Genomic DNA, 23,591 nt, shown 5'->3' with positions numbered 1-23,591 from the left:
CCAAGAGGGTGCTCTGAGATTTTTTCTTTCTGTAGGATAATGACAGTATACAGAGCAACCTGACGACAGGCAATAAGATCTATAAAATGCTATTTTAAAAGAGCATCAACAATAAGTTCAAAATTCCCTTATTAAAATTATATTTGATATATTACCTTATACATTATTATAAATCCACGTTTCCAGTGAATCCTTTCGTTTTGCAATAACTGGAACACCTAATTGTGTAATCTGAGCACTGGTATTATCTGTGATTTTAACTGCAACAACCGGTTTCCCAATTGCAACTGCAAATTTTATTTCTTCAATTGACACCCCATTATTATTTGCAGGACGATTAGAGCACACTACTACGCTTGCATATCGTATCTGCCTTTTAATCTGTGGATCTACATTATAACGTCTATCAATAGTGTCAAACGGTGAACTACTAGGCACAGAATAATCACGCACTTTAAATTTTGTACGGTCCAGCAATTCACTAATTTCAGAATAATCATCATTATTCCAACGATGCGGAATAAACACATTTATCATATCTATATCCTCCTTTAATTTATATATTTTCTTCTAAATTGTATTCTTTTTTACTAAATTCCAATAATGTTGCCCCTGTGTTGTTAATTTACAAGATTTATGATGAATAGCTGCATAATACATATGTTCTTCTCCAACTGGGACAACCAGATTCAATTTTACATATTTTTGTAATGTAGAAAATATATCCTCGTGTTCCTTATTAACTTCTTTAATGTCTGCTTCATGTTTATCTGGCTCATAGGTTGGATCCAACTTATATTCATCATACTTCGAAGCAAATATTTCTGTAATCTTCTGTAATTCAAATATCGAAATAGGTGGTGTATTCTTTCTCAAAGATACAAAACCATTTATATTGGCTTTAAACACTGGACGTGGTTCCCAACCTCCTAACGATCTGTCTATATAAGAATAAATACTTCCCGGTGAAACATCACCCAACAAATTCATTGCTCCTCCATATAACGCTTCAACTAATAAGGAAGTATACACTCCATGACCATTTTCTTCTGTAGCATACTCTTTTTCTCCACATGCCGCAAGCAACGTTGTACCATTATGTAAAACAGAATAGTTTGGCATTTCTACTAAATTTCCAACCTTTCCGCTAAAACAACTATCTAAAATTATCACTTTATTTTGTGCCTTAGATTGAGCCACAAACCCCATTAAATCATTTAAAGATAATCCTTCATCCGGTCGAGACACTTCACTTGTACATAAATATCCGCCAATTTCATCTATGGATCCATGTCCTGAATAATAAAAAACTGAAATTTCAGTTTCACTTTTAAACAATTCCTCAACTGCATCTCTTAAATCATTTCTAGAAATATATGATTTCTCGCTGGTTGCACACATCAATTTAACATTAAAATTTAATGTTCCATCACCATTACGTTCTAATGCTGCTTTTACAGAGTTCGCATCATTAACACATCCGTGTAAATCATTTATATTTTCATAACTATCTATTCCTACACATAAAGCTTTACGCATTTTTCCTCCTTCATATTACTCCGGAATTATTAATTTATTTACTATTATCTTTTTTGGGTGGCTTCACAGGTGGCATTGGTGGTTTTGAAGATGTTAAGGGTAATGAAAATCCGCGTTTTTCGCTATTATTTTTTGTGTTTCCTTTTTTATTCTGTTCTGTCATTTTTACCTCCAAAATCAAAAATTAGTTTCAAAATATCTATCTGTTCTATCATCTGCTTCCTTCAAATAATCTTTATTCTCCAGAAGAATTTCTTCATTTAAATATTTCCCTTCAATATTAGTAACTTCCTTCTTATATGAAAATAACAATGTATTTATTTCAGATTCTGTTAATTCTCCATTTGCTACTTTATACCAATCATATTCCATCTTAATATACAACATTTTCATTTCTTCAATAAAAGGACGCAATATTTTCAATCTTTTTCCAAATGGAAAATACTCCTTTATGGCAGTTAATACCTGTGAGATTGCTATTATAACAGCCCATATATATGAAAAATCTTTCCATATTGCCCATGCTGCTATACTTGATGAAGATGCAATTGCGCCATATGCATTTATTCGTCTGTCCCATTTATAAGAACGTTCCGCATATATATCTAAATAAAATATAGACGATTTGACTTGAACCATATAGTACCAGTATTTCTCTTGCATTTAATCCCCTTCCTCATTAATTATACTGCTAAGTCTAACGGTAAATCAGAAATATCTTTCAATCTTTTTCCCTGTACAAGAGTGTCCAATATTTCAATCGCATCCTCTGAACCCACTTCTTTTACAGCTCGTATTAACTCATACAACGCAAAATGGTAAACACAATCAATATCGCCCGTTCCAAGAGCTAATGAAGTCAATCGATTCGGCATTGGTTCTGCAGTTACGACCACAATATGTGGCAAATGTCCTTTCCTATTGCGTATTAAATTCAAGGCCTCTGTACGACTATTTTGTGCTCGATCACTTCTCATAGTATATTTAGCCGACACACTTGCATGAAGTAATGGTTTTCCTCCATTAGACTTCCTAATATCTGCCATTTTGCACACATCATCATCTACTATGCATTGCAATGCATTAATTTCAGTATCTTCATAAAGATCTCGATAAACAACCACATCTGGTGCAACCAAGTAATCATTTCCTAAAGCAGCTGCTAACTGTGAATTTTCTGCTGTTAATGCACTTAAATATGCTAAATGTTCATATTGTTCAAAATCACTTGTCTTCAGTTTATTGTTATTTCCCAATTGCAATATAGACCAGTGTCCTGGATACAAATTTTGCAACTTAGGAAAAGTTTCCTGCAGAAATTCCATCGTTAACATTTCAAACTGCTTACCAAGTGTTTGCCCTGAAATTTTCTCGACCGTATTAATTTCATGATGTTGTTCTTCCACTAAAATATCAACAATTCTTTTGGATATAGCTTTTGATCCGCGGCTACTTGTATCAGCATTTGATACTACACCAGTTTTTGTTAGTGTTAATGTATTAGTTTCAAACAATCGCTCGTGAAAGTGAACTCTCGCTTTCGCAATCAATGCATCCATATTCCAAACACTCCTTTATCTTTTCTCCTACTGCCTGAGCTACCGGTGGTGGAAATGCATTGCCAATCATCCGACACGCAGCTGTTTTCTTTTCCCCGAAATACCATGTGTCGGGAAATCCTTGTATTCTTGCCAACATTCTACTTGTTAATCTTGGCATTCCCTCAAAATCAGGTTCTGGTGCAGAATTAGCCACACCACGCCCATCAACTCCCAATTCTGCCCAAGCATTTCGTGCTCTAACCGGTCCTAAATCAGGTCCTCCATGCTTCTTTGAACCACCCACCAATGTTGGTGCGATTTTATTGGCATTTTGCGCCCATTTTTTTGCACCTTTCCATTTTTTTTCTGCCATTAAATCATATAATGTATCGCCAATCGAAGGTGTAGTCTCTGTATTTCCCTGTGGATAAGAAAAATATCCTTTTTCATCTTTCTTTATTCCTACAATTACAACTCTAGGACGAAGCTGCGGAACACCAAAATCCGAAGCGTTCAGTAGCTTAATTTGAGTATCGTATCCAAGCTTTTCAATAGACTTAAGTATGTATTGTCTATAGTCCGCAAATCCAGAGTCCAGAAATCCCCTCACATTTTCCAGCATAACAGCTCTAGGTTTTATTTCCTTAATCAATCTAAGTGCTTCTGGAAACAAATCCCTTTCATCATCTTTTCCTAACTGTTTACCAGCAATCGAAAATGGTGGACAGGGAACTCCACCAGCAAATAAGTCCACACCCTCATATGGCTTCCCATCAAAATCATGAACATCCGCACATATAACATTCCATTCAGGACGATTTAACTTTAAAGTATTACAATAATCCGATTCATATTCGACAAGTGCAACATGGACAAACCCTGCCAAAGCAAGTCCTAAAGCCTGTCCCCCCGCTCCTGCACATATTTCAACGCACGTCAATGGTCTTTGCACAAATGCATCCTCCTCTGCTAATTAATCATTTTGCCCTTATTACATTGGTTTCATCATCTGCAAATTCCATAATATCCCCAATATTACATTCTAAAGTTTTACAGATCTTATAAAGACTTTCCAAAGAAACAGTTTCTCCCTTTCCCATTTTTGCAAGCACATTAAAACTAATTCCTGCTTTATCTTTTAAATCTGTTCTATTCATTCTTTTATCTATTAGTAATTTCCATAATTTGTCATAGCATACCGCCATTTTTTTTCTCCCAATATTGCTAATTTACTATCGGTTAATCTTACTATATCATATTTGTACATTTATATCAAGATAATCTCACGAAACAATGAGTTTTCAGAACATATGTTCCAAAAACTCTGTTCAACCGTTTCAATTCACCAATAATATCCCGACAAGGAATTCACCAATTATAATCAATCAAAACATCAAAGATTCATTCTTGATTATATTTATCTAGATAAAACATTGTTATTTACATCTTTTTACACAAATAACGATATATAATCGTAGCTAATATATACTCTGCAACTGCAACACCGGCAAGAATACATACGATCAAAGTGCCTGCACGAAATAGTGCAGCTATAAACGAAGCAATAAAACACGCCACCATAGTAACTGCCCATGATATATATCCCGTACGATTACGAAGCTGTACCTTTCTTTCATCCTTTAAATTAATTTCCTGTTGGCGTACTTTTTTACGATATGCCTCTACATTTTCTGGTCTTGTATGGTGATAATGTCTCACGAACTGCATAATGCTGCTAAAAATCAATGCGAATCCCATGGCAAAAATCATTGAGGAATAATAATCTACTTGAATAGTAACTCCAATAATTACTAAAGCTATACCAATAACAATATAAATTGCTAACATGATTTTATCACTTTTCTTCATGTTTCTCCTCCTCATAAATAAATATTTCTTCAATACTCATACCAAAATACCTGGCAAGTTTAAAGGCTAACAAAATGGACGGATTGTATCTTCCATTCTCCAAGGAGCCAATGGTCTGTCTTGAAACTTCCATGGCAGACGCTAATTCTTCTTGCTTAATTCCTCTTTCCTTTCTTAATTCTTCTAATCTGTTTTTCATTGATGCTTTTCTCATCCCCTTTCCATTCACGGAAAGTTAACTTTCCATATCTTGATTATACATGATCATCCAAAAATGTCAAGTCAACTTTCCATAAAGGAATAAAAGAACTCCTCATTTGCTAATGATAAAGACAAAGATACCCTTTCTTTTTCACTTCTTACCCATATATAATCTCTGTAAACACTATTGCCTCTACTGCAGTCCTTATTCCATTCATCCTTTGTACCCACAGCATCGGCTGTTCTGCTTTAAACAGTTCTGTGACTCCCTGTTTTTCTGCCATCTGTGCTACCAGAATATCCATCCGCTCATGCGCTTCCCGATCTACCCTGTTCAGATGTTTATTAAGTTTTCCTTGTAGCATCAACATCTGATAGTACGGTTTTCTATGCTCCATCAGATAAGTTTTCCGCAGCATTCCATACTTTCCGTAACATGCTTCTTCATCCTCCATCAACTCCAGATCCGGCAGATAATAATCCCCATACAGTCTATAGCCCAGACCACTCTTATCATCGTAAATATATTTTTTCATAGCGTTAATCCTCCTTATCTTGCGTCCCGATCATGCGACCGCTTATTTACTTTTCTTCTGTTTTTCTCAGCCATCTCTCTGCTTTTTTCGTTCTGAATGAGATATTCGGAACGTTCTTCTCCAACTGCCCTTTTTAATCTCCAAAAATCTTCCTTTTCTTCCCGAAGAACAGCATTTTCACTTATCAATTCCTGTTTCTGCTCCGCTAATATATGATTAGATTTTTTCAACCTGTCATACTTATAAACGACCTGATCTAACTGCTCTTTTATTTGAATATATTTCAGATACAAACCGTACAGCAGATCTTTTAGTTCACTGATTACCGGATATGCCTTTTTATCCCGGTAACTCTTGGCACTTTCCAACACTCCTGCTTCTGGAAGTACCTCATCAACCGGTTTCGAGAATTCACCGGCATATTTCTGGATATCTTTTGCAATAGTTTTTGCTTTTTTCAGACTTTTCTCATATTTATCGGCAGTTGCTTTCGCCTGTTCCGCTTCTTTTTCTGCCTGGGCACGCTCTGCCTTTTTTTTCTGCAGTTCATTCCCAGTCTGCAACAATTCCTCATGGAGATTATCTGCCAGTTCATGGCAAGCAGCCGTTTCCTTCTGTAGCTGTGCTTTCTGCTCTTCCAGAGCTGCCACTTCCTGCTCACGCTGTTCCTTTTTGAAATTTAAGACATCCAGATGCTCCCGGCGTGTACCTTTTTGCTCCCAGATCATCCCATATCTTTCTGCGATCTTCGCCAGTTCTTTTTTCTCCGATTCCATCCACTGATTATATTCTGTATTTTCCCTGCCCTTTCCGACAAAACCTCTGGATGCCAATGCTTGTTTCATGGATACTCTTGTATCCGGCCCACGTTTACTTCCAGTTATATATGGCACAAAATCAATATGAAGATGTGGTGTCGCCTCATCCATATGCAGATATATACCGAATACCCGGAACTGTGGGTTTCTCTTTTGAAAGTCTTTTGCAAAATCAAGCAATGCCAGTCTGGCAATCTGCCCTTCCCGGCTTAAACATCCGGTATCATCCTTGTTCCCAATCTGGAAGATTGCTTCGTGGAAAACTTTTTCCTGCTTCCCAGTTCGGATGTGCTCATAATAATTTTCAATTTTCCGGTCTTTCCTTTTCTGTTTTGCGTTGTACCGTTCAATTGCCTTATCAAACAATTCGTGGTAAACGTCCTTCACATTCTCTGACTGCAATACCACGTTTCGGATTGTCCGGTCAGCATCTACGTTTTCTGCAATAAATTTTCTCTCATTGTGGGCGATAGAACCTTTTCCAATCATACCGCTGATCGTCCTTTTCATTTCCACTATTCTCACCTCCCTCGCTTATAAAAATGCCGGATACGGCAAAAAGAAATATGCGCCGGATACGGCGGTTTTGTTACTTTTGTCAAAAGTAACGCAAAAGCACTTTCGACAGCCGTACCGTCCATCTAAAGTACCCTTGCGCCCTGCCGGGGGCAAGACGTCCGAGGGACGTCTGTTCTGCACCGACCGAAGCGGAGCGAAGACCTTTTCCTCCCTTCGGTCAGTGTGGCTGTGCCCGGTTATATCCTTGCCCGGATATATTCCAGATCACCACGGTAAGGTGTCCCCACCAGATACCAGTTCCGGGCAACATCCATTTCCATCCGGGTCTGTACCCATTTGCCATCCATTAAAATCTGCAGACATTCCCCACAGTGCAATCCGGTATCAATCCATAAGTCCGATGACAAGATACCGTATCTTCCGTTGCTACTGTTGTAACCAAGCCTTCCTTCTCTCATTTTCCAGTCCCCTTTCCAATCGGATTAAACTCAAAATCACTCGCGAAGGATGCCCTGAAACAGGGCTCCCTTTCCGCAATGCCAAAAACTTCCGTCCTCACATCTGCTGCTTTTCCTTGTCCGCCAACGATACAGGAGCGTGCCACGCCCTGTCCTATCGTAGTCAGGAAAGAACTACCAACGGAAATCCTCCGGTATTCCACGCCTGTCCAGATACTCCTGCCGGGCTTTTTCCCGTTCCTCCTCCGTCGGGGCAGTTTTGGATCTCGTATATAATTCCCGTTCCACCATAGCATTCATTTTCTGCTCCAATCCGTTTTTCACTTCTTCCGTGCAGCTATCATCGTCAAGCAGATGATACCGAAGAAGTTTCATAAATAATTCCTGTGGAATCTGTACATTTTTCATTGCTTGCTCCTTTCAAGGTGGCAAGATGCCCTGTTCTTAAGAAATAGTCATCTTGCCATCTTCCTTTTATTCTGACAACATCCAGAACCATTGATTGCCACGTTTTACAGAATCAATCTCCAGTTCCAGTTTTGCATTTCGCAGTGTTTTCTTCTTAATCCCACGCTTTTCAGCTTCTTCTTCAATCTTTCTCTGAGCCATACCACCGTTAGCCAGTATCTCCAGCAAGAACTCTTTCGCTTTCCGGCTTTTTTGCCCTCTGCTGTCACCACTGAGCAGATCATCTGCGCTGATGTCATATTCCCCGATCCATTCAAAACCCGTCTCCTTATCCAGACGGAATGCTATGGACTTTCCTTCCGGTGCAAGGGAGCTTTTCACGTGACATACCACACGGATTTCCGGTTCATCCTTAATTCGCCCCACGATTAGCACGCTTCTGGCTGCCGCCTGAAAATCTATAGAACCTAAACCACGGTAGGAAGACTTTCCGTTGCTGTTTTTGTTCATGTGCCCAATCAGAATGATTGCACAGTGATATTTCTCTGCAAGCACCGCCACACGTTTCATTAACGGGCGGATTTCATTTGCCCGGTGCATATCTACCTCTGCACCAAGAAACCCCTGTATCGGGTCTAAAACCACCAGACGGGCTTTTGTCTGCATAATAGCTTCCTCCAGTCGGATATCCAGCATAGTAAGTGGCTGCTCCCGGTCATCAATGACCATCACTCTGGAACAGTCTGCACCAGCTGCCAGAAGCCTCGGCTTAATCGTATCTCCCAGTCCATCCTCTGCAGTCTGGTAAATAACATTCACAGGCTCCATCGGACTTTCCGATAATTTTAAATCAGAATCAACAACCATTTCTGCTCCACTATTTTCCTCGGTTTCCTGTTCCTGCTCCGGCAGAATCTTTTCTCCTCTGGTCAATTTTGCAATGATCTGAAGCACCATCGTGGTCTTGCCTTCACCGGGATCTCCTTGAATAATCGTTACTTTTCCAAAAGGGATAAACGGGTAAAACAGCCATTCAATCTGTTCCACCTCTACCGTTTCCATATTTATCAACTTTAGATCCGGCTCCATCCTTTTTGTTTCTGTTTTCTGTGTTACTAATCTGTTTGTTTCCATCCGTTCCTCCTTATTTTCCCGTTGAAAGGAACAGGAGATTTTGATAGAATACCCATAGAAAGTTTTGGTTTGAGTATTCTACCAAATCCCTGCCTTTAGGTGTTTGCCGACACTTAAAGGCTTTTTACTGTCCATCTTTCATTCCCTTCATCGTTACCGTAATTTGTTTAATCACATCCAATAAATCTTTTGGTACTTCCTCACCTCCTTTGATGCGCTGAAGCTCCTCCAGAACTTTTGCCAGTTCCATTTTCAGTGCTTTATACACTCTTGGATTCCCTACTACGACAATTTCTTTTTCCTGCAGGCGCCGGACAATATATTCCTGCTTCGTAAGTCCGGATAATCTGACCAGCGTTTCAATCAATTCATCCTCTTCCGGTGATACCCGGAAAGCTACAATCTTGTTCCTCCAACGTCCCTGGCTGTCCCTGTTTTTTGCTGACATCTGTTTTCCTCCTCTACTTCGTAAATTCTTCAGTCTCAAACATTACATCCATCCGTTCCTGATCCAATCGGTCTACCATCTCTGTCTGCACGGATGGGAATAAATGTGCATACCGGTAAGTGATCTTTTCCGCAGAATGCCCTACACGTTTCCCGATTGCAAGAGCTGTAAATCCCATATTAATCAGCAGGGAAACATGGCTGTGACGGAGATCATGTACCCGGATTCTTTTTACCCCACTTTCCTTACAGCCACGATCCATCTCGTGGGAAAGATAATATTTCGTGACCGGGAAAATTCGGTCATCCGGTTGCAGGCTGTAATACTGCTTGAAAAAGTCCTGCATCTCGTCACATAAAAACTGGGGCATCTTTACAATCCGGTTGCTGTTCTTGGTCTTTGGGGTAGAGATCACATCCTCCCCCTCCAGGCGTTGATAAGACTTATTGATCCGCAGGGTTCTCTTCTCAAAATTGAAGTCCGAAGGAGAAAGGGCGAGAAGTTCGCCTTCACGGACTCCGCACCAGTAGAGCAGTTCAAATGCATAATAGGAAAGCGGTTTGTCCATCATTGCCTCGGAAAATTTTAGATACTCTTCTTTCGTCCAGAATTCCATTTCCTTACTTTCCTCTGCGCCCATTGTTCCTGCTTTCTGCGCCGGATTAGCTGCCAGATCATAGAATTTCATTGCATGGTTGAAAATAGCGCTCAGCTGACCGTGAATAGTCTTCAAATACGTTGGTGAAATCGGTTTTCCTGCCTTATTTTTCAGTTTCCGAATGGTGTTCTGCCAATCAATCACATCTTTTGCAGTAATCTCTGACACTTTTCTCTGTCCTAAATAAGGAATAATCTTACTCCGAATGATCGTTTCTTTTGTCAGCCAGGTACTTCTCTTCATACCTGGCTTTACATCCTCCTCATATAATTTGCAGAAGCTTTCCATCGTCATATTGACACTTGCTCTTTTCTGGAGTTGGAACTGATTCTCCCATTCCATTGCCTCCCGCTTCGTTTTAAATCCACGCTTGCATTTCTGCTTGCGCTCTCCTGTCCAGTCCTGATACCTTGTCATAACGTACCATGTGTTATTGCTTTCATTCTTGTAAACTGCCATTCTTAGCCCCTCCCATCATATGATTTTGTTCCATAGAACTGCTGGTAAAAATACTTGCGGTCAACTCGACCGGGGATGGTCTGGCATCCCATCGCTTCCAGCTCCCTGTTCAGCCTTTTAATCAGCTTGTACGCATAGGATTCGGAAACTTCCAATGCCTCCATCACTTCATCCACTCTCATAAACATTTTTTCCATTGATAAATCCTCCTTTGTTTTTACTATACATTTCTGTATTGGTTATATGTTACTATACTTTTTTGTATTGGTCAAGCATCCGTAAATAAAAATTCTATACTTTTTTGTATCAGTTTTCCTTGTCGGCACTATACTTTTATGCTATACTTTTTCTATCAACAACAGATAGGAGCGATAGTTATGGCGATTGGTGAAAGAATCCATCATTTCAGACTTCTGCATGGGTTCACGCAGAAGTATCTTGGACAGCAGCTTGGCTTCAGCGATATGCAGGCAGATGTCCGTATTGCACAGTACGAAAAAGGGGCACGCAACCCGAAAGAAAAATATCTCAATGCACTGGCTGATATTTTCGAGGTATCTCCCCATGCACTGGCTGTCCCGGATATTGACAGCTATGTAGGACTCATGCACACGCTGTTTGCACTAGAAGACCTCTACGGTCTGCATATCGGCGAGATTGATGGGGAACTCTGCCTGCGGCTTGATAAAACCAAGGGTACCACCTACCTTTCTATGTTTGATATGTTCCACGAATGGCAGGAACAATCTGCAAAACTGGAATCCGGTGAGATCACGAAAGAAGAATACGACCAATGGCGGTATAACTATCCCAACGTGAAAAAATAAAAAACCAGCAAAAAAGGCCTTACCAAACTGATTTCACTCAATTCGGTAAGACCTTTTTATGTTGGTCAAAAATAATATTTACCTGATAACCTCCGGCTCACGCAAGAATAAATGCATGGTTGCCAGTGTTATCATTTTGTTATCAAATAGAACCTTGATGTCTCTCAAACGCCCTGTTTATGCGGGTTCTCAGATTTTTTTTGTTCATTAACACACTCCATTATCCACTTTTTCGCACTTTCTATTATCCAGTAATAGTGAACTACTTTCCCCACAACACCACTCTTTTCTCCCACAAAAAAAGGCTCCGAACCTACTATGTAGATTCAGAACCTTAAAGTGTATAGATTATTCATTTTTACAAAAAACTGAATAATAAGGTTTGCGAACAAACATAGTGTTATTTTCTTCTGCCATTATATCAATATTATGGCATGTCTGCAACACCATTTTTATCTATAATGTCATATCATATTTATAAAAGTATTAAATTTTTATTAATTATTTGCATCTCCATAAAACCCTTACTGGGTACTGTCTTCACACTGCCATAATTTTGCAAGATTTGCGTTATTTTCAATATCTAGTACAATTATAATATAAAGAATGTATATCGAATTATAAACAAAAATGGCAGCAAGCGTCCGCAGGACTCGTGCCGAAGGCAGCCCCTCTGGCAAGAGCACCGGGTATAGCGTTTCGCTATGCCATACGGTGTTATTGCCTGACGCAAGTAACAAATATTTGGGGATAATATTTGTTACCCTGTGGCAGCAATAACATTACATTGAATTTTGGAAGAAAGGAGACGAAAGCCAATGAGCAATAAATTGACTATGCACTCAGGTCGGGCACATTCTGATGGCAAAACATTTGACCCAAAACATAATGATAGAAAATTCAATGTAGCTCACGCAAATAATATTATCATGTCTAAATTGAAACATGAACGCTATTGGAACTGTGTAGATAAAAAATTTTATGGCTACTATGACAAAGGTTATACCAGCTTTGCGGATGCTGAATTACAGCATTATAAAGAAAATTACGGTCACCAACTTGCCGAAACCAACGCAAAATATGTAAAAAACAGACATCCCGAAAAGGTAAAATCTATGGAAGAATGGATGTATCTCCGGCAAAATGCCCCAGAGGAATGTTATGTGCAGATTGGGGATTCCTTTGGACACCCTGATATGGAAACATTTCATGAATGTTTTACGGAATGGCTTACATGGCAAAATGAATGGAACGATTCTCATGGAAATCCATTTACAATTTTAGATGTTGCTGAACATTTTGCCGAGGAAGTGCCGCAAGCACACATTCGCCGTGTTTGGTCTTATGTAGATGAAAATGGTAACAGAAGACTTGGACAGGAAAAAGCTCTTGCAATGGCAGGTGTAGAACTTCCCGAACAATATATTCATGATATTGAGGGTAATCTGATTCTTGGAGAAGATAACAAGCCCCTTACATCTATTCCCAAAAGATACAACAATCGAAAAATGACTTTTGATTCCTTGGCAAGAGAAAAATGGATTGAAATTGTCCGTTCGCATGGTATTGAAATCGAAGATACACCAAGAATCGATGTACAACATAATCTTGATAAAAGAAAAGCGATTGTACAGCAACTTAGAGTGGCAGAACAGGATACTCAAAAAGAAATGGAACGTACTGAGATTCTTAAATCTCAAAATACTACTTTATCTCTTGAAAATGAAGGACTGACTTTAGACAGTGATTTAATGAAAGAGGAAACGGAACGTCTTACATCCGAACAGACTTCTCTTATTCAGGTAAATAGTTCTTTAAAACAGGAAAAAACAATTCTTCAATCACAACTTTTAGAATTAGATGATAAGAAAAAACAGAAAGAACAAGAATTGGATGTTCTCTCATCACGCATTATGAATTTTCAGGGTATGTTATCAAACCGTATGGATTGGGAAGATAAAATGAAACAATTTGACGAGCTTTTAAAAAGAATGCACGAAGCCCCTGACTACTTTATTACTTTTCTGAAAAGTCTGGGAAACAAAAAATATCGTTCCAAAGATGGTTCTATCAAAGAAGTTCCTTATTACGATATGTACCGTCACTCATTAAAACGACATAAGCAACACCTTTCTTTGATGAAAGAATCCTATCAGGATGAAGCAGATACTTTCTATAATTCTATGGATTCTACGTCAAATAAGGATACTCACAATTTTGTAGATTAACACAGGAGGATTTATATTATGACAACTGAACAGAATGTAAAACAGATGGAATTAAAATGTCAGCAGTTACTCAAAAAACGAAACGACTTGTTGACTGATATTAAAGCAAAAAATGTAGAATATAGCATTGTCCAGAATAACGTAAGTGTGGCAACTATGGAATATCAGGAATTGAAAGATAAACAGGATGAATTATCTGCTGTTCTTCAGGATTTGATTACACAACTGGATGAAAAAAAAAGAGAATTACAGCTTTTAGAGAAAGATGTTCAGATTGCCAAGCTGACTCATAAATCAGAATTAGAAAGTTTGGAGAGAGACCATAAACTTGATGTTCTGGTAGAACAGTATTTGGAATGTGATGATTTTTGCACAGAATTTCTTAAAGGACTGGGAGCCAAGGTGGTAAAACGTGATTTGGCTGGTAACCCGGTGGAACGTAAGGATGTTTATGATATTTTCTTAGAAGCTCGTGAACGTGCAAGAAAACGTATTACCTCTACTACGATGCGTTATAGACGTTTGCCAAATGTTGAAGGCTCTGCTACTTCTGGTGGCGGTGTACAAACTGGCGGTAAAAATCCAAGGGTTTCAGAAGAAATGTCCCTTTAGTCAAAAATTTCAATATATGGCATAGGTGAAGCACTCATGTAAAATCAAGGGTTTTGCCTATGTCATAACTCTTAGCCATAAGTAAATGATAAAAAATCCAAGGAGGAATGCAAAATGTTATACGGATACATAAGAGTAAGCACTAAAACACAGGAACATGGAACATCACTGGAAGACCAGAAACGAATTTTAACACAGCATGGATGCCAGAAACTTTTTCAGGACATTCAGTCAGGAAGTACCATGGAACGAACAGAATTTGAACATCTTCTGTCAGAAATCACCGAGGGGGATACTTTGATTGTATGCAAATTAGACCGTCTGGCTAGAAATGCTCATGATGGCTATACTGTCGTGAAAGAATTGACCGACCGTGGTATCACGGTATATCCACTTGATATGGGAATGGTAGATGCAAAAAGTCCAATCGGAAAAGCTATGCTTCAAGTAATGCTTGCCTTTGCAGAACTTGAAAGAAATACCATTGTTCAGCGTATGCAGAACGGACGAGAATATAAAAGAAAACATGACCCAACTTACCGTGAAGGTCGCCCTGTTAAATTCAGCAAAGCTCAAAGAGAACACGCTATGTTGCTCCTGAACGACCACAGCTATAAAGAAGTGGCAGAAATGACAGGCATCTCAGCCAGAACGCTTGTCAGATACCGTAAAAAAAATGAAGCATCTGTAAGACCTGCCTATGATACAATGACCGTTTGCTAATTTTAAAATCAATAAATGAGGGAAATTTTATTTTCTTCATTTGTTGATTCCACAGGGGCTTGGGGGTGTAGCCACCAAATAAGACCTCTCTTTAAAAAAATGGTGTAGAGCTTTTTGCTCTACACCAAACTTTTATTACCATCCGAAACGCTCTCTGTAATACTTACTTAATGGATTGGTTTTCTCTTTGTACTCTTCCCAACTGGAAAACTGATTACATTCTTCTGTTCCCGGCAATCCGAAAACATCATATACGAACCATTTCAAAGCATCCAGTTCATTATCGGGTAATGTATAACCCAATTCATAATTAAAATGCCAGATATTTTTGTCTGCTTTTCCCGGTACACCAGCTTTTCTTGCTACTTTTTCCGCTGTAAACCATCTGTATTCATCCACACTGACCTGCACTTCTTTTTTTGAAATTCCTGCTTTACCCAGTGTGTAATAATTACCTACGTTTTTATTCTGTTCCTGAATCTTTTTCTGCCATTCTGCCAGATGCGTATAATCCCATTCTTCAATTCTCAACAAATGAGTCCATGATTCGTGAGGGTCTACCCAGTATGCCCAGTTCTTATTGTAAATCACCAAGCCTGTATTTACTCTTCCAGTTTTCTTATCAATAAAAACTGTTCCCTGATTTCTTTCGTTCATTTTACAATCCTCCACTATTCTTCTACTTCACCAAAGAGTTCCACATATGCATCTGCATCCAGTTTACGTTCTACCCATTCTTTCGCATCCTGCGATGACAATGGAATAATATCTTCTCCAAAACAAGTAGAGTTTCCACCGCATCTTTCTGCATAACGTGATGCAGCCCCACCTTCTCCAAAAACGAAAAGTTCTCCTGTTTTCTTTTTATAAAGTGTTTCACCAACATAATAAAAATCACTACGATAACGTCCATTGTTCCAACTGCCAATTTCTTTTGCTGTTTCTGTGTTGTACATCTTTCCATTAATAATCTTTTTCATGGTTTTTTTCCTCCATATTTTTCATTGATTTCATAAGTTCGTCTACTGTTGCAAAATAATTTACTTCATCCTCCGGCACATTGCAGATATTGTATGCAAACCACCGTAAGGCTTCTGTATCTTCCGGGATAATATCAGGTAAAGCTGTAATGTCCGTAAGAGATTTTCTCTGATTATTCTTTTGGCAATAAGCCAGAACTTCCACGCTATACCACTCATATTCCCCATAATCAAGCTCTTTCGAGGTGCATCCTAAATGTCGTTCTATAATAGTCTGCCAGTTCGCAAGCTCCTGTTCCGACATTCTCTGTACCCGGAATAATCTGCGAAAATGTGTCCGGGCATTATACATAAATTCATCTACTGCATACCGTCCATGAAATGATACTGGATATAAAAATTCTCCATCATCCATATTGAGAAATACTTTCTGTAATGCATATTTCTGATTCATCATGTATTGATTCCTTTCTTTGAACTAAAAAAACAGCGGCTTGCAGATAGGCACAGCACTACATAATATTGCACTACTGTATATTCCTATCTGCTCACCGCTGTTCGTCGCCATGTGTTATCCACACGCTTATGGGGGATATGCTTCTGTCCGTTGGTATGCATCCCCAAACCCTGTTCATACGCCTGTATCCTTTACACCCGACTGGCATGAGAACCGGGTGATGCACATTATCTGTACATTGGAAATTCGTGAACGTCACTATTAAATTGTATATCTCTTACTTGCCTTTATGATAGCATATAAATTTATATCCGTCAACCAAATTCTAATAAAATATTAGTTATTCTATTTTTTTATTGTATATCATTGATATACTATTAGTTTTTCTAATTTTAATATTGCAATCTGATTTGCTTTTTTGTATACTAATATTAGGTTAAATAATAATTTTGAGAGGGGAGAAATCATCATGACAGAAAAACAATTCATCACGATAGCTTGTGTCAAAGCTGGAATCACACAAACTGAACTTGCAAAGCGTATCGGCATGACCCAAAGTGCCTTTAGTCAACGCATCAACGGTGGCGGTTTTAAATTAAAGGAATATGAAAAGATGGCAGAAGCTCTTGGACTTCGATTTGAATATTCTTTTGTAGAAGATAAATAGAACTTATAAATATGATATAACTTTTCAGATAGAAATCATCTTGAATCGGATATATGACTTTCAAAATATGCCTCTTTTACACAATCCACTATCTGTATCAAACGTTACTGTCACCTTTTCACTAATGCCATCTCTAAGTCTAATTTTGCAAAGAGACAGCGTAGCAAAATGACACCAGCTTTACGAGAATACATAAAGAAACGAGACCACTATACATGTCAGATATGTGGAGATAACATTTGTAAGAATTCTGATATTATTCTTGAGATTGACCATATTATTCCTGTGTCGAAAGGTGGCGAGACAGTAGAGTATAATTTGCAGACATTGTGTCGGACCTGTAATAGAAAGAAGTCGAATAAAATATAGTGTTTGATGGAGATTTGTTTTAAATAACCACTTTTACGAACGTAGTGAGGCAGATTTTGTTGAAAAAAATGAGAGTAGCCAATTTTGACTACTCTCATTTTCTGTTTTGTTGTTGAGTGTCACATTTATCTTCGAGCGTGGCAGATATCACATTCTTCGTGTGTACCAGTGATAATGGTTTTAGCAGGAGTGATGACAATTTCACGTTCAGCGTCAGCTGCACATGAACCGCAACGTTCTGGATTACCTGGTTCGAGACCGAGTTGGACTTTCATGGCATGGTTGTCAAGGTCTGTATGTGTATCATAATATTGATTGCATCCAAGACATTTTATTTGCCATTTTGTTACAGCTGGAATAGTTTCAGTGTCTTCTACCGTCACCCAGTGGTGTGTATGACCAGAGTTTTCTTGTGTACTAGCGTTGTCACTATTGTTTTTCACAATAACTTTTGCCGACACTTTTCCAATGGCAGTTTTGCAAGAGATGGTTGTAGTACCATTTTTCTTAGTGGTAATAATGCCATTCTTGTTTATGCTGGCAACTTTACTATTACTTGAAGTCCATTTTATATTCCTGTTACTGATACCACTCTTGTTCGCAAATGCTTTCAGTGTGAATTTCTGTCCACGGCTCAGTTCTATGGTCTTCTTGTTTAAAGACAGCTTTGCTTTCTTGATAGTAACTTTAGTGGTACGTGATTTACCTTTGTACTTAGTGGTAATTTTCACAGTACCAGGTCTTACAGCGGTAATTACGCCATTCTTATTCACTTTGGCAATTTTGCTGTTACTGGATTTGTGCTTGGCAGCTTTAGTGACGTTCTTGCCATTATAGGTTACTGTAAGTTTTGCCTTGTTGTTGGCAGAGTCAAGAATGTAAAGAGTGGATTTATTGGTCTTTACACTAATGGATTTTGTGGCAGCATAGACGGTTGAATTTGTTCCACATACCATCACACTCAGTACAAGCATGATGGTGATAATGCTTTTGAAAATTTTTTTCATTATGAATACCTCCTTAGGTATGGTGGTGAGTGATGGTATTTCACTCTAGTGTTTTTGTTGACAAATTTTGTTAGCAGTTTACATTATGAGCAAACTACGTTTGCGAAGCTTTAGTGATTCTGTTAGCAAATTCTGTTAGCAGTTTCACTATGAGCAAACTACGTTTGCGAAGCTTTGGTGATTCTGTTGGCAGTTCCACTATAGAGAAAAGGGAACCGTAGGTAAGTACGGTTCCCTTATTCAGTTGGAGTGGTGCTGCAGACAGTGCTTACTTCTGCCTGTGCTCGTGACAACCAGTGCACTCCTGGTAGTCGACGTAAGTCTGCGTATCGTAGACAGTCTCGTCGTAAGCCTTCTGGACAAGTTTTTGTTCAGTGTGTGCAGGAGTGATGACAACATCACGACTAAGGCTTGCATCAATACCACTGCATTCACCGTTGGTGTCTACGACTTGATGCCATTCAAGTTCGTCAAGGCTGTCAAACCACTGACCGCAGCTTACGCACTGAAGTTGGTGCTTAGTTACAGCTGGAATAGTCACGGTTTCGTATACAGCGTCGTGATGCACGGTACGTGGTACCTTTTTTGTTGCTGTATGGTCAACCCAAGTGTGCTGATGAGGCTTAGAAGATACGGTTACTGTACATTTAGCAGTCCCGAAACTTGTTTTTGCTGTAATAACTGCCTTTCCATTTTTGAGTGCTTTGATTGTTCCATTTTTATTTACAGAAACAATTTTCTTGTTGCTTGTTGTCCATTTTACAGAAGTTGCCTTCAATTTTGTTTTATTTGCATATGCCTTAAAAGTATATGTCTTACCTTTCTTCAAAGATAATGATTTCTGGCTTAAATTAAGGGATGCATTTTTTACAGTGACTTTGAAACGGCAGGTTTTATTTTTGTATTTTACAGAAATAGTTGCCGTACCCTTTTTTGAAGCAATAATTTTACCTTTCTTTACAGTTGCAATTTTCTTATTGCTCGTACTGTATTTGATGCCACTTGTTACTTTTTTATTTTTGTACTTTACAGTAATCGGTGTACTGTTATTTTTGCTGTCTCCAACACACAGTGTAGTCTTTGGAACAGTTACAGCAACCTTACCAGATTTTGCAGTTGCCGCCTGTACAGGTGATGCTGTTCCAATAAATACACTGGAAAATACAAGCATTACAGCCATTAACAGCGATAGAAATTTACTTTTTTTCATGATTTTCCTCCTTTAATTTCAAGTGCATCAACACCCGGTCGCTTATTTTTTATACTCTTGATTATACTCAATACATTGGGTATCGTCAATAAATCACAGACATAATACAGCGTAAAAATGGTACAATGGTATAAAAGTGGTACGCTGAATATAAAGGCTGGCACTGGATATACCAGTTTTTTTAATAAATACCAGTTTTTTAAGATTAAGTGTATAAAGAAAACAAATAATATAAATATAGTATAACACTGTAGTTAAAAACTGGTATTGTGGTATTTTCTTCTCCATTTTTCCTCTGTATAACAACAAAAATAATATCTTTCTTTTTCTTAGTTGATTTTTTTCTGCTCTGGTATATAATAAACATAGCTAAGGAAACTGGTAAATTCCCATAAGCAAAACGAAACCCCTCAGAGTTGCAACTCTGAGGTTTTTTGTACGTTTACTTATGTTTTATTTATACTCAATTCATTTAGCATACTCAATCTATTGTTGGTGATACTCTATTTTAAAAGGAGTATCATTACATGATTTCATATCAACCATTCTATGAAACACTTTTAAGAGAAAATATCACGGAATATGCTCTGATTTTCAAACACGGTATTCCAGCTAATACACTTCATCGTATGAAGCATGGAAAACCGATTACTACAACCACATTAGATACTTTATGTAGTATCTTGAATTGTAGCGTATCTGATATATTTAGAATATATTCCACCAGAAAAAATATAGCGTTGGAAAACAGATAACTTACCTCTGTTCCCAACGCTATATTTTTCATTATAAAAAGGTGCAGAAGATTTAACTCCTGCACCGTTATTCTTTGTATCAATCAAGACTTTTCACAGTGGCTTTACCAGCGTTGTCAAAAACTTCATTCAGTTTGGTTTCATCCTGAGCAACTGCTGCGATTTCCTCAGTAGACATACGGCTTATATAGAAGTCACAGAACTGTGCGAATTTCTTGGATGCTTCAATGTCTTCATCCAGTTTGTAGGTCTCACAAACCTTTTTTGCAGCGGCTTCGGCTTTCATTACGTCTGTATGGAAGTCAGTGTCGGATGTTTTTTCTGCTGCCAGAAGTGTTAATGCTGCGTTGAAAATGTTGATGAATGCTGCTTTCTTGAGGTTTTCGTTTGTTCTTGTCATGTCTTTGTTCTCCTTTTCTGTGTTTGAATTGTTTGTTGCTTCTCCGAAGATTGCTTCTGTAAGCTGTTTGCGTGCTGCTTCTTTTTCTGTTGCTGTTACTTCTTTTTTGATTTCTTTACTCATGGTATGAGTCCTCCTTGAAAATTTTATTTATATGTTCAATATTTAATTGGCGAAATTATTTGCTACCTCTGTCTCTGAGAGCGAGGATTCCCTGAATTTCAGGGTCTTTTTTTGCTTCTTCGCCTGCTTCGATTGCCTGAATTTGTTCTTTGATAATTCTTTTGTTGGCTAATGCTTTTGCAAGATTTTCAAGGGTTTGCAGCTTGTCCATAGTGCGAATACCACGACCACCTTCATACAGTTGTTCTGTAACTTCATCTAAGTAGAAGATTTCATCACCCATGGATTCTTTATTTGGCATCTCAATACAGAACCTTGCTACAATGTCCTTTACCCATTCACTGATAGTTACATCAGGGATGGCGAAACTATTGATTGCTTCATCATACATGGTGCATAGCTCACGTAAGATTCGATTGTTGATATCCTTCGGTTCTATGATGCCCTCTCGAATGAAGTCTATCAGGATTGTAAATGCATCACTGTAAGTTTGGAATCTTCTATGCATATATTTATCACCCGATTCTGTAAGCAATGTATCAACCATAATCTGATAGTAGTCTGCAATTTTCATTAAACATTCCATGGACGGAAGTTTTGGATTGGTTTCTGAAAACCAGTGTGAGACGGTTCCTCGTGTAACACGGCATACATTGGCAAGTGTTGCCTTGGGGTATCTGGTGTTTGCTGTCAACCGTTTAAGATTTTCTCGAACAATGACCGCCAATTCATTTGGGGATTTTGCCTTAGCTGGCATTTGTTTCACTTCCTTTCTGCTTGTTGATGAGTTCATTATATCAAAATTTTTATACGTTGCAATAGGCTCGTTTAATAAGTAAACTAAATCGTATTTTATAATCATCAAAAATAAATCAAACGCACTATTAGTTTACTATAAGACAACTTTTATATTTGATTATCTCAATTCATTAAACACATTTTCTTCATTTCCCTTTTATCATCAAACTATCACTACACCAAAAACAAAAAAATACTGAAAACAAGATTTTTTCTTGTCCTCAGTATTGCTATTCTTAGAAGAGTGCATTATATACAATATCCATTTTTTGCACGTAACACTAATACAAACCAAGTTCTTTTTTCTTCTCTTTTGATTCTATAACCAAACTTAAGAATCGTTTGACTGGCACTGTTTCTTTCTCCCATCTGCCATCTAAAGATAGATACGTAAATGTGATATTTACATCCTCTTCTTTTGAACCAAATGTAACTGCCGCTCTAGCATTATAATTTTGCATAATAATTTGCTCACTTGATATGTCGACAAAACATCCTTTATTTTTAGCTACATTCCAAAGCGGCACCGGAAGGTCTATGAGCACGCTTTTCTCAGTACGGACACTACCTGGTCTTATTGTTTTCTGAGACACCGAAAGCACATGCTCGTATTTTCTATAATAACGAAACTGAGAATTTGCAATCGCTGACCAACTAATGGAAATTACTTCTTTACATCCATTGGATGTAACATGTAAAAGATAATTTTCATGACACAGTGATATCTCCACCCAATCTCTTGAGAAATTGCGAACCATATCTTTTTCAAAATAAATGACACCATCATTGAACTCCTGCTCACCCACCCACAAACAAGGGAATGTAACACCATAACGCTTTGACTCTTCATAATATTTAACACGTTCTTTTGCAATACGTCCTATTGTACACCAATCTGCCATAATAGAATGACCTCTCTTTCTCTGTATAAGTATATATATGTATTATAGAACAGATAAAGGATAACTTGCAATACAAAGAAAAAGAAAGATATGGTTGTTTAAGGCACTGTATGAATACATGGTGAAGATATTCAAGAAAAACAGGGGATTTTACGGAATAACGGATTTATGCTCGTGGTGAGGTCATATGTGGTGTTAAATGATATGTTTTGAGCAAAAAAGATACCGAACACAAGATTCTTTTCTTGTATCCAGTATCTGTAATTCTTATCCTTGGAAACATACATTCACAATGTCCATGTTTTTGTATTTCATCATAAACATGAAATATGCATCCTTCGGGTAATTGATGTTCTGATTGTAACATCCATATAAATATAAAATCAAGATGCTTTTTTATCCTCAGTATCTCTTTCACAATTCACTTATTTTCTTTTCAAAAAATGCTACCATATCTGTATCAGGTTCTTTCATATACTCTTTCGCCCAAGCTGAAAATAATAGATATGTTTCTTCCTGATTACGAAATGGTAAATCTTTTAATGTTTCTGCTACACCGTACATCCGGGCAAATGAAGTGATTATCCTTATATATTTTTCTGTTTTCATATCTTCATTTCCTTTCTATGCTACACGGTCTAACTGCTGTATAATATTGTCATACATCTGATTTGCGGTATCCTGTACCTGCTTCATGGCTGCACTCAACGCTTTTAAATTGTCTTTGCCGTTCCATCCGGCAATGTATTCAAAGCTGTAATCGCTAGTATCCAGTCCCAAAAGTGTAGCAACGATAAAGGCTGTACTTTCGGCCTCAAATGGATACATTAACATTTGAAGCCTTATACTCAGCATTCCAAAATGTTAATCATTTTAAAGAATGCTGAGAAATAAGACGTTTTACTACTAAAAGATGAGCATTATTCGTTAGCGTAATCCACAAAG

The 23,591-nt window shown here is 38.0% G+C and carries 34 protein-coding genes; 7 read left to right on the top strand and 27 right to left on the bottom strand.

Features of this window, described 5'->3' with window-relative positions; all coding sequences use genetic code 11:
• Window positions 1-156: 156 nt before the first annotated feature.
• From ACTQ50_RS17315 to ACTQ50_RS17235, 17 genes are all read right to left on the bottom strand, one after another.
• The gene (locus ACTQ50_RS17315) at window positions 157-537 is read right to left on the bottom strand and encodes a TIR domain-containing protein (protein ID WP_441485229.1); all 381 of its coding nucleotides are present in this window, start codon (window positions 535-537) and stop codon (window positions 157-159) included.
• 33 nt (window positions 538-570) lie between these two features.
• Complete coding sequence (locus ACTQ50_RS17310) at window positions 571-1,539, bottom strand: caspase family protein (RefSeq protein WP_118669792.1); 969 nt, start codon at window positions 1,537-1,539, stop codon at window positions 571-573.
• 34 nt (window positions 1,540-1,573) lie between these two features.
• On the bottom strand, window positions 1,574-1,702 hold the full coding sequence (locus tag ACTQ50_RS17305; RefSeq protein WP_441485228.1) for a hypothetical protein: 129 nt from the start codon (window positions 1,700-1,702) through the stop codon (window positions 1,574-1,576).
• A gap of 14 nt (window positions 1,703-1,716) precedes the next feature.
• Window positions 1,717-2,202 carry a hypothetical protein gene (locus ACTQ50_RS17300; RefSeq protein ID WP_441485227.1) on the bottom strand — a complete coding sequence of 162 codons (486 nt, stop codon included), beginning with the start codon at window positions 2,200-2,202 and terminating at the stop codon, window positions 1,717-1,719.
• A 20-nt stretch (window positions 2,203-2,222) separates the two neighbouring features.
• Window positions 2,223-3,098: an NgoMIV family type II restriction endonuclease gene (locus tag ACTQ50_RS17295; protein ID WP_441485226.1), complete on the bottom strand. Its 876-nt coding sequence runs from the start codon at window positions 3,096-3,098 to the stop codon at window positions 2,223-2,225.
• Window positions 3,046-4,032, bottom strand: a complete 987-nt coding sequence (locus ACTQ50_RS17290; RefSeq protein WP_118669789.1) for a DNA cytosine methyltransferase — start codon at window positions 4,030-4,032, stop codon at window positions 3,046-3,048. The genes ACTQ50_RS17295 and ACTQ50_RS17290 overlap by 53 nt, the downstream gene beginning before the upstream one ends.
• A gap of 25 nt (window positions 4,033-4,057) precedes the next feature.
• Entirely contained in the window at window positions 4,058-4,285 is a 228-nt protein-coding gene (locus ACTQ50_RS17285; RefSeq protein WP_118669788.1) for a helix-turn-helix domain-containing protein, read from the bottom strand.
• A 235-nt stretch (window positions 4,286-4,520) separates the two neighbouring features.
• Window positions 4,521-4,949 (bottom strand): hypothetical protein, encoded by a 429-nt coding sequence (locus ACTQ50_RS17280; protein ID WP_441485225.1) that lies wholly within the window; start codon window positions 4,947-4,949, stop codon window positions 4,521-4,523.
• Window positions 4,936-5,148 carry a helix-turn-helix transcriptional regulator gene (locus ACTQ50_RS17275; protein ID WP_055195188.1) on the bottom strand — a complete coding sequence of 71 codons (213 nt, stop codon included), beginning with the start codon at window positions 5,146-5,148 and terminating at the stop codon, window positions 4,936-4,938. Before ACTQ50_RS17275 ends, ACTQ50_RS17280 begins: the two co-directional genes overlap by 14 nt.
• A 160-nt stretch (window positions 5,149-5,308) precedes the next feature.
• Window positions 5,309-5,686, bottom strand: a complete 378-nt coding sequence (locus ACTQ50_RS17270) for a TnpV protein (RefSeq protein ID WP_441485224.1) — start codon at window positions 5,684-5,686, stop codon at window positions 5,309-5,311.
• A gap of 14 nt (window positions 5,687-5,700) precedes the next feature.
• Window positions 5,701-7,014 carry a plasmid recombination protein gene (locus tag ACTQ50_RS17265; RefSeq protein WP_441485230.1) on the bottom strand — a complete coding sequence of 438 codons (1,314 nt, stop codon included), beginning with the start codon at window positions 7,012-7,014 and terminating at the stop codon, window positions 5,701-5,703.
• A 245-nt stretch (window positions 7,015-7,259) separates the two neighbouring features.
• Window positions 7,260-7,481 (bottom strand): DUF5348 domain-containing protein, encoded by a 222-nt coding sequence (locus ACTQ50_RS17260; RefSeq protein ID WP_441485223.1) that lies wholly within the window; start codon window positions 7,479-7,481, stop codon window positions 7,260-7,262.
• Between the two features lie 174 nt (window positions 7,482-7,655).
• On the bottom strand, window positions 7,656-7,889 hold the full coding sequence (locus ACTQ50_RS17255) for a complexin-2 (protein ID WP_262624073.1): 234 nt from the start codon (window positions 7,887-7,889) through the stop codon (window positions 7,656-7,658).
• A 66-nt stretch (window positions 7,890-7,955) separates the two neighbouring features.
• The gene (locus tag ACTQ50_RS17250) at window positions 7,956-9,023 is read right to left on the bottom strand and encodes an AAA family ATPase (protein WP_441485222.1); all 1,068 of its coding nucleotides are present in this window, start codon (window positions 9,021-9,023) and stop codon (window positions 7,956-7,958) included.
• Window positions 9,024-9,147: 124 nt separating this feature from the next.
• Window positions 9,148-9,471: a plasmid mobilization protein gene (locus ACTQ50_RS17245; protein ID WP_441485221.1), complete on the bottom strand. Its 324-nt coding sequence runs from the start codon at window positions 9,469-9,471 to the stop codon at window positions 9,148-9,150.
• Window positions 9,472-9,484: 13 nt separating this feature from the next.
• Window positions 9,485-10,588 (bottom strand): tyrosine-type recombinase/integrase, encoded by a 1,104-nt coding sequence (locus ACTQ50_RS17240; protein WP_441485220.1) that lies wholly within the window; start codon window positions 10,586-10,588, stop codon window positions 9,485-9,487.
• A 2-nt stretch (window positions 10,589-10,590) separates the two neighbouring features.
• Complete coding sequence (locus ACTQ50_RS17235; protein WP_132094110.1) at window positions 10,591-10,785, bottom strand: DNA-binding protein; 195 nt, start codon at window positions 10,783-10,785, stop codon at window positions 10,591-10,593.
• Window positions 10,786-10,965: 180 nt separating this feature from the next.
• Between ACTQ50_RS17235 and ACTQ50_RS17230 the strand changes: the two genes are divergently transcribed.
• The 4 genes from ACTQ50_RS17230 (at window position 10,966) to ACTQ50_RS17215 (ending at window position 14,978) form a co-directional block, all read left to right on the top strand.
• Window positions 10,966-11,415 (top strand): helix-turn-helix domain-containing protein, encoded by a 450-nt coding sequence (locus tag ACTQ50_RS17230; protein ID WP_441485219.1) that lies wholly within the window; start codon window positions 10,966-10,968, stop codon window positions 11,413-11,415.
• 818 nt (window positions 11,416-12,233) lie between these two features.
• Window positions 12,234-13,643 carry a hypothetical protein gene (locus tag ACTQ50_RS17225; protein ID WP_154580647.1) on the top strand — a complete coding sequence of 470 codons (1,410 nt, stop codon included), beginning with the start codon at window positions 12,234-12,236 and terminating at the stop codon, window positions 13,641-13,643.
• 18 nt (window positions 13,644-13,661) lie between these two features.
• A complete protein-coding gene (locus ACTQ50_RS17220) occupies window positions 13,662-14,255 on the top strand; it encodes a hypothetical protein (RefSeq protein ID WP_441485218.1) in 594 nt (197 codons plus the stop codon).
• Window positions 14,256-14,369: 114 nt separating this feature from the next.
• Window positions 14,370-14,978 (top strand): recombinase family protein, encoded by a 609-nt coding sequence (locus ACTQ50_RS17215; RefSeq protein ID WP_154580649.1) that lies wholly within the window; start codon window positions 14,370-14,372, stop codon window positions 14,976-14,978.
• A gap of 135 nt (window positions 14,979-15,113) precedes the next feature.
• Here the strand turns inward: ACTQ50_RS17215 and ACTQ50_RS17210 are convergent, their stop codons facing one another.
• From ACTQ50_RS17210 to ACTQ50_RS17200, 3 genes are read right to left on the bottom strand one after another with little or no spacing between them, the layout of a single operon-like run.
• Entirely contained in the window at window positions 15,114-15,635 is a 522-nt protein-coding gene (locus ACTQ50_RS17210; protein WP_215725341.1) for a hypothetical protein, read from the bottom strand.
• A 14-nt stretch (window positions 15,636-15,649) separates the two neighbouring features.
• Window positions 15,650-15,958: a hypothetical protein gene (locus tag ACTQ50_RS17205; RefSeq protein WP_154580651.1), complete on the bottom strand. Its 309-nt coding sequence runs from the start codon at window positions 15,956-15,958 to the stop codon at window positions 15,650-15,652.
• Window positions 15,942-16,415 (bottom strand): hypothetical protein, encoded by a 474-nt coding sequence (locus ACTQ50_RS17200; protein ID WP_154580652.1) that lies wholly within the window; start codon window positions 16,413-16,415, stop codon window positions 15,942-15,944. The genes ACTQ50_RS17205 and ACTQ50_RS17200 overlap by 17 nt, the downstream gene beginning before the upstream one ends.
• 469 nt (window positions 16,416-16,884) lie before the next feature.
• On the opposite strand from ACTQ50_RS17200, the gene ACTQ50_RS17195 reads away from it, so the two are divergent.
• Window positions 16,885-17,082: a helix-turn-helix domain-containing protein gene (locus ACTQ50_RS17195; RefSeq protein WP_154580653.1), complete on the top strand. Its 198-nt coding sequence runs from the start codon at window positions 16,885-16,887 to the stop codon at window positions 17,080-17,082.
• 168 nt (window positions 17,083-17,250) lie between these two features.
• Window positions 17,251-17,451 carry an HNH endonuclease gene (locus ACTQ50_RS17190; protein ID WP_441485217.1) on the top strand — a complete coding sequence of 67 codons (201 nt, stop codon included), beginning with the start codon at window positions 17,251-17,253 and terminating at the stop codon, window positions 17,449-17,451.
• Window positions 17,452-17,576: 125 nt separating this feature from the next.
• Here ACTQ50_RS17190 and ACTQ50_RS17185 read toward each other — a convergent pair whose 3' ends face one another.
• Window positions 17,577-18,458, bottom strand: a complete 882-nt coding sequence (locus ACTQ50_RS17185; protein ID WP_441485216.1) for an Ig-like domain-containing protein — start codon at window positions 18,456-18,458, stop codon at window positions 17,577-17,579.
• Between the two features lie 268 nt (window positions 18,459-18,726).
• Window positions 18,727-19,668 (bottom strand): Ig-like domain-containing protein, encoded by a 942-nt coding sequence (locus ACTQ50_RS17180; RefSeq protein WP_441485215.1) that lies wholly within the window; start codon window positions 19,666-19,668, stop codon window positions 18,727-18,729.
• Between the two features lie 527 nt (window positions 19,669-20,195).
• Between ACTQ50_RS17180 and ACTQ50_RS17175 the strand changes: the two genes are divergently transcribed.
• Entirely contained in the window at window positions 20,196-20,423 is a 228-nt protein-coding gene (locus tag ACTQ50_RS17175) for a helix-turn-helix domain-containing protein (protein WP_441485214.1), read from the top strand.
• A 79-nt stretch (window positions 20,424-20,502) separates the two neighbouring features.
• On the opposite strand, the gene ACTQ50_RS17170 is transcribed toward ACTQ50_RS17175, so the two are convergent.
• The 5 genes from ACTQ50_RS17170 to ACTQ50_RS17150 form a co-directional block, all read right to left on the bottom strand.
• Entirely contained in the window at window positions 20,503-20,946 is a 444-nt protein-coding gene (locus ACTQ50_RS17170; protein WP_441485213.1) for a hypothetical protein, read from the bottom strand.
• 55 nt (window positions 20,947-21,001) lie between these two features.
• Window positions 21,002-21,703, bottom strand: coding sequence for a helix-turn-helix domain-containing protein (locus tag ACTQ50_RS17165; protein ID WP_441485212.1), 702 nt, complete (start codon window positions 21,701-21,703; stop codon window positions 21,002-21,004).
• A gap of 322 nt (window positions 21,704-22,025) precedes the next feature.
• The gene (locus ACTQ50_RS17160) at window positions 22,026-22,646 is read right to left on the bottom strand and encodes a hypothetical protein (RefSeq protein WP_441485211.1); all 621 of its coding nucleotides are present in this window, start codon (window positions 22,644-22,646) and stop codon (window positions 22,026-22,028) included.
• A gap of 414 nt (window positions 22,647-23,060) precedes the next feature.
• Complete coding sequence (locus ACTQ50_RS17155; RefSeq protein WP_154580661.1) at window positions 23,061-23,255, bottom strand: hypothetical protein; 195 nt, start codon at window positions 23,253-23,255, stop codon at window positions 23,061-23,063.
• 15 nt (window positions 23,256-23,270) lie between these two features.
• A complete protein-coding gene (locus ACTQ50_RS17150; protein WP_441485210.1) occupies window positions 23,271-23,480 on the bottom strand; it encodes a hypothetical protein in 210 nt (69 codons plus the stop codon).
• Between the last annotated feature and the right edge of the window lie 111 nt (window positions 23,481-23,591).

The sequence above is a fragment of the Blautia sp. Sow4_E7 genome (assembly GCF_052116245.1).
Classification (GTDB): Bacteria; Bacillota; Clostridia; order Lachnospirales; family Lachnospiraceae; genus Blautia_A.
This window is presented reverse-complemented; position numbering and strand designations above follow the sequence as displayed.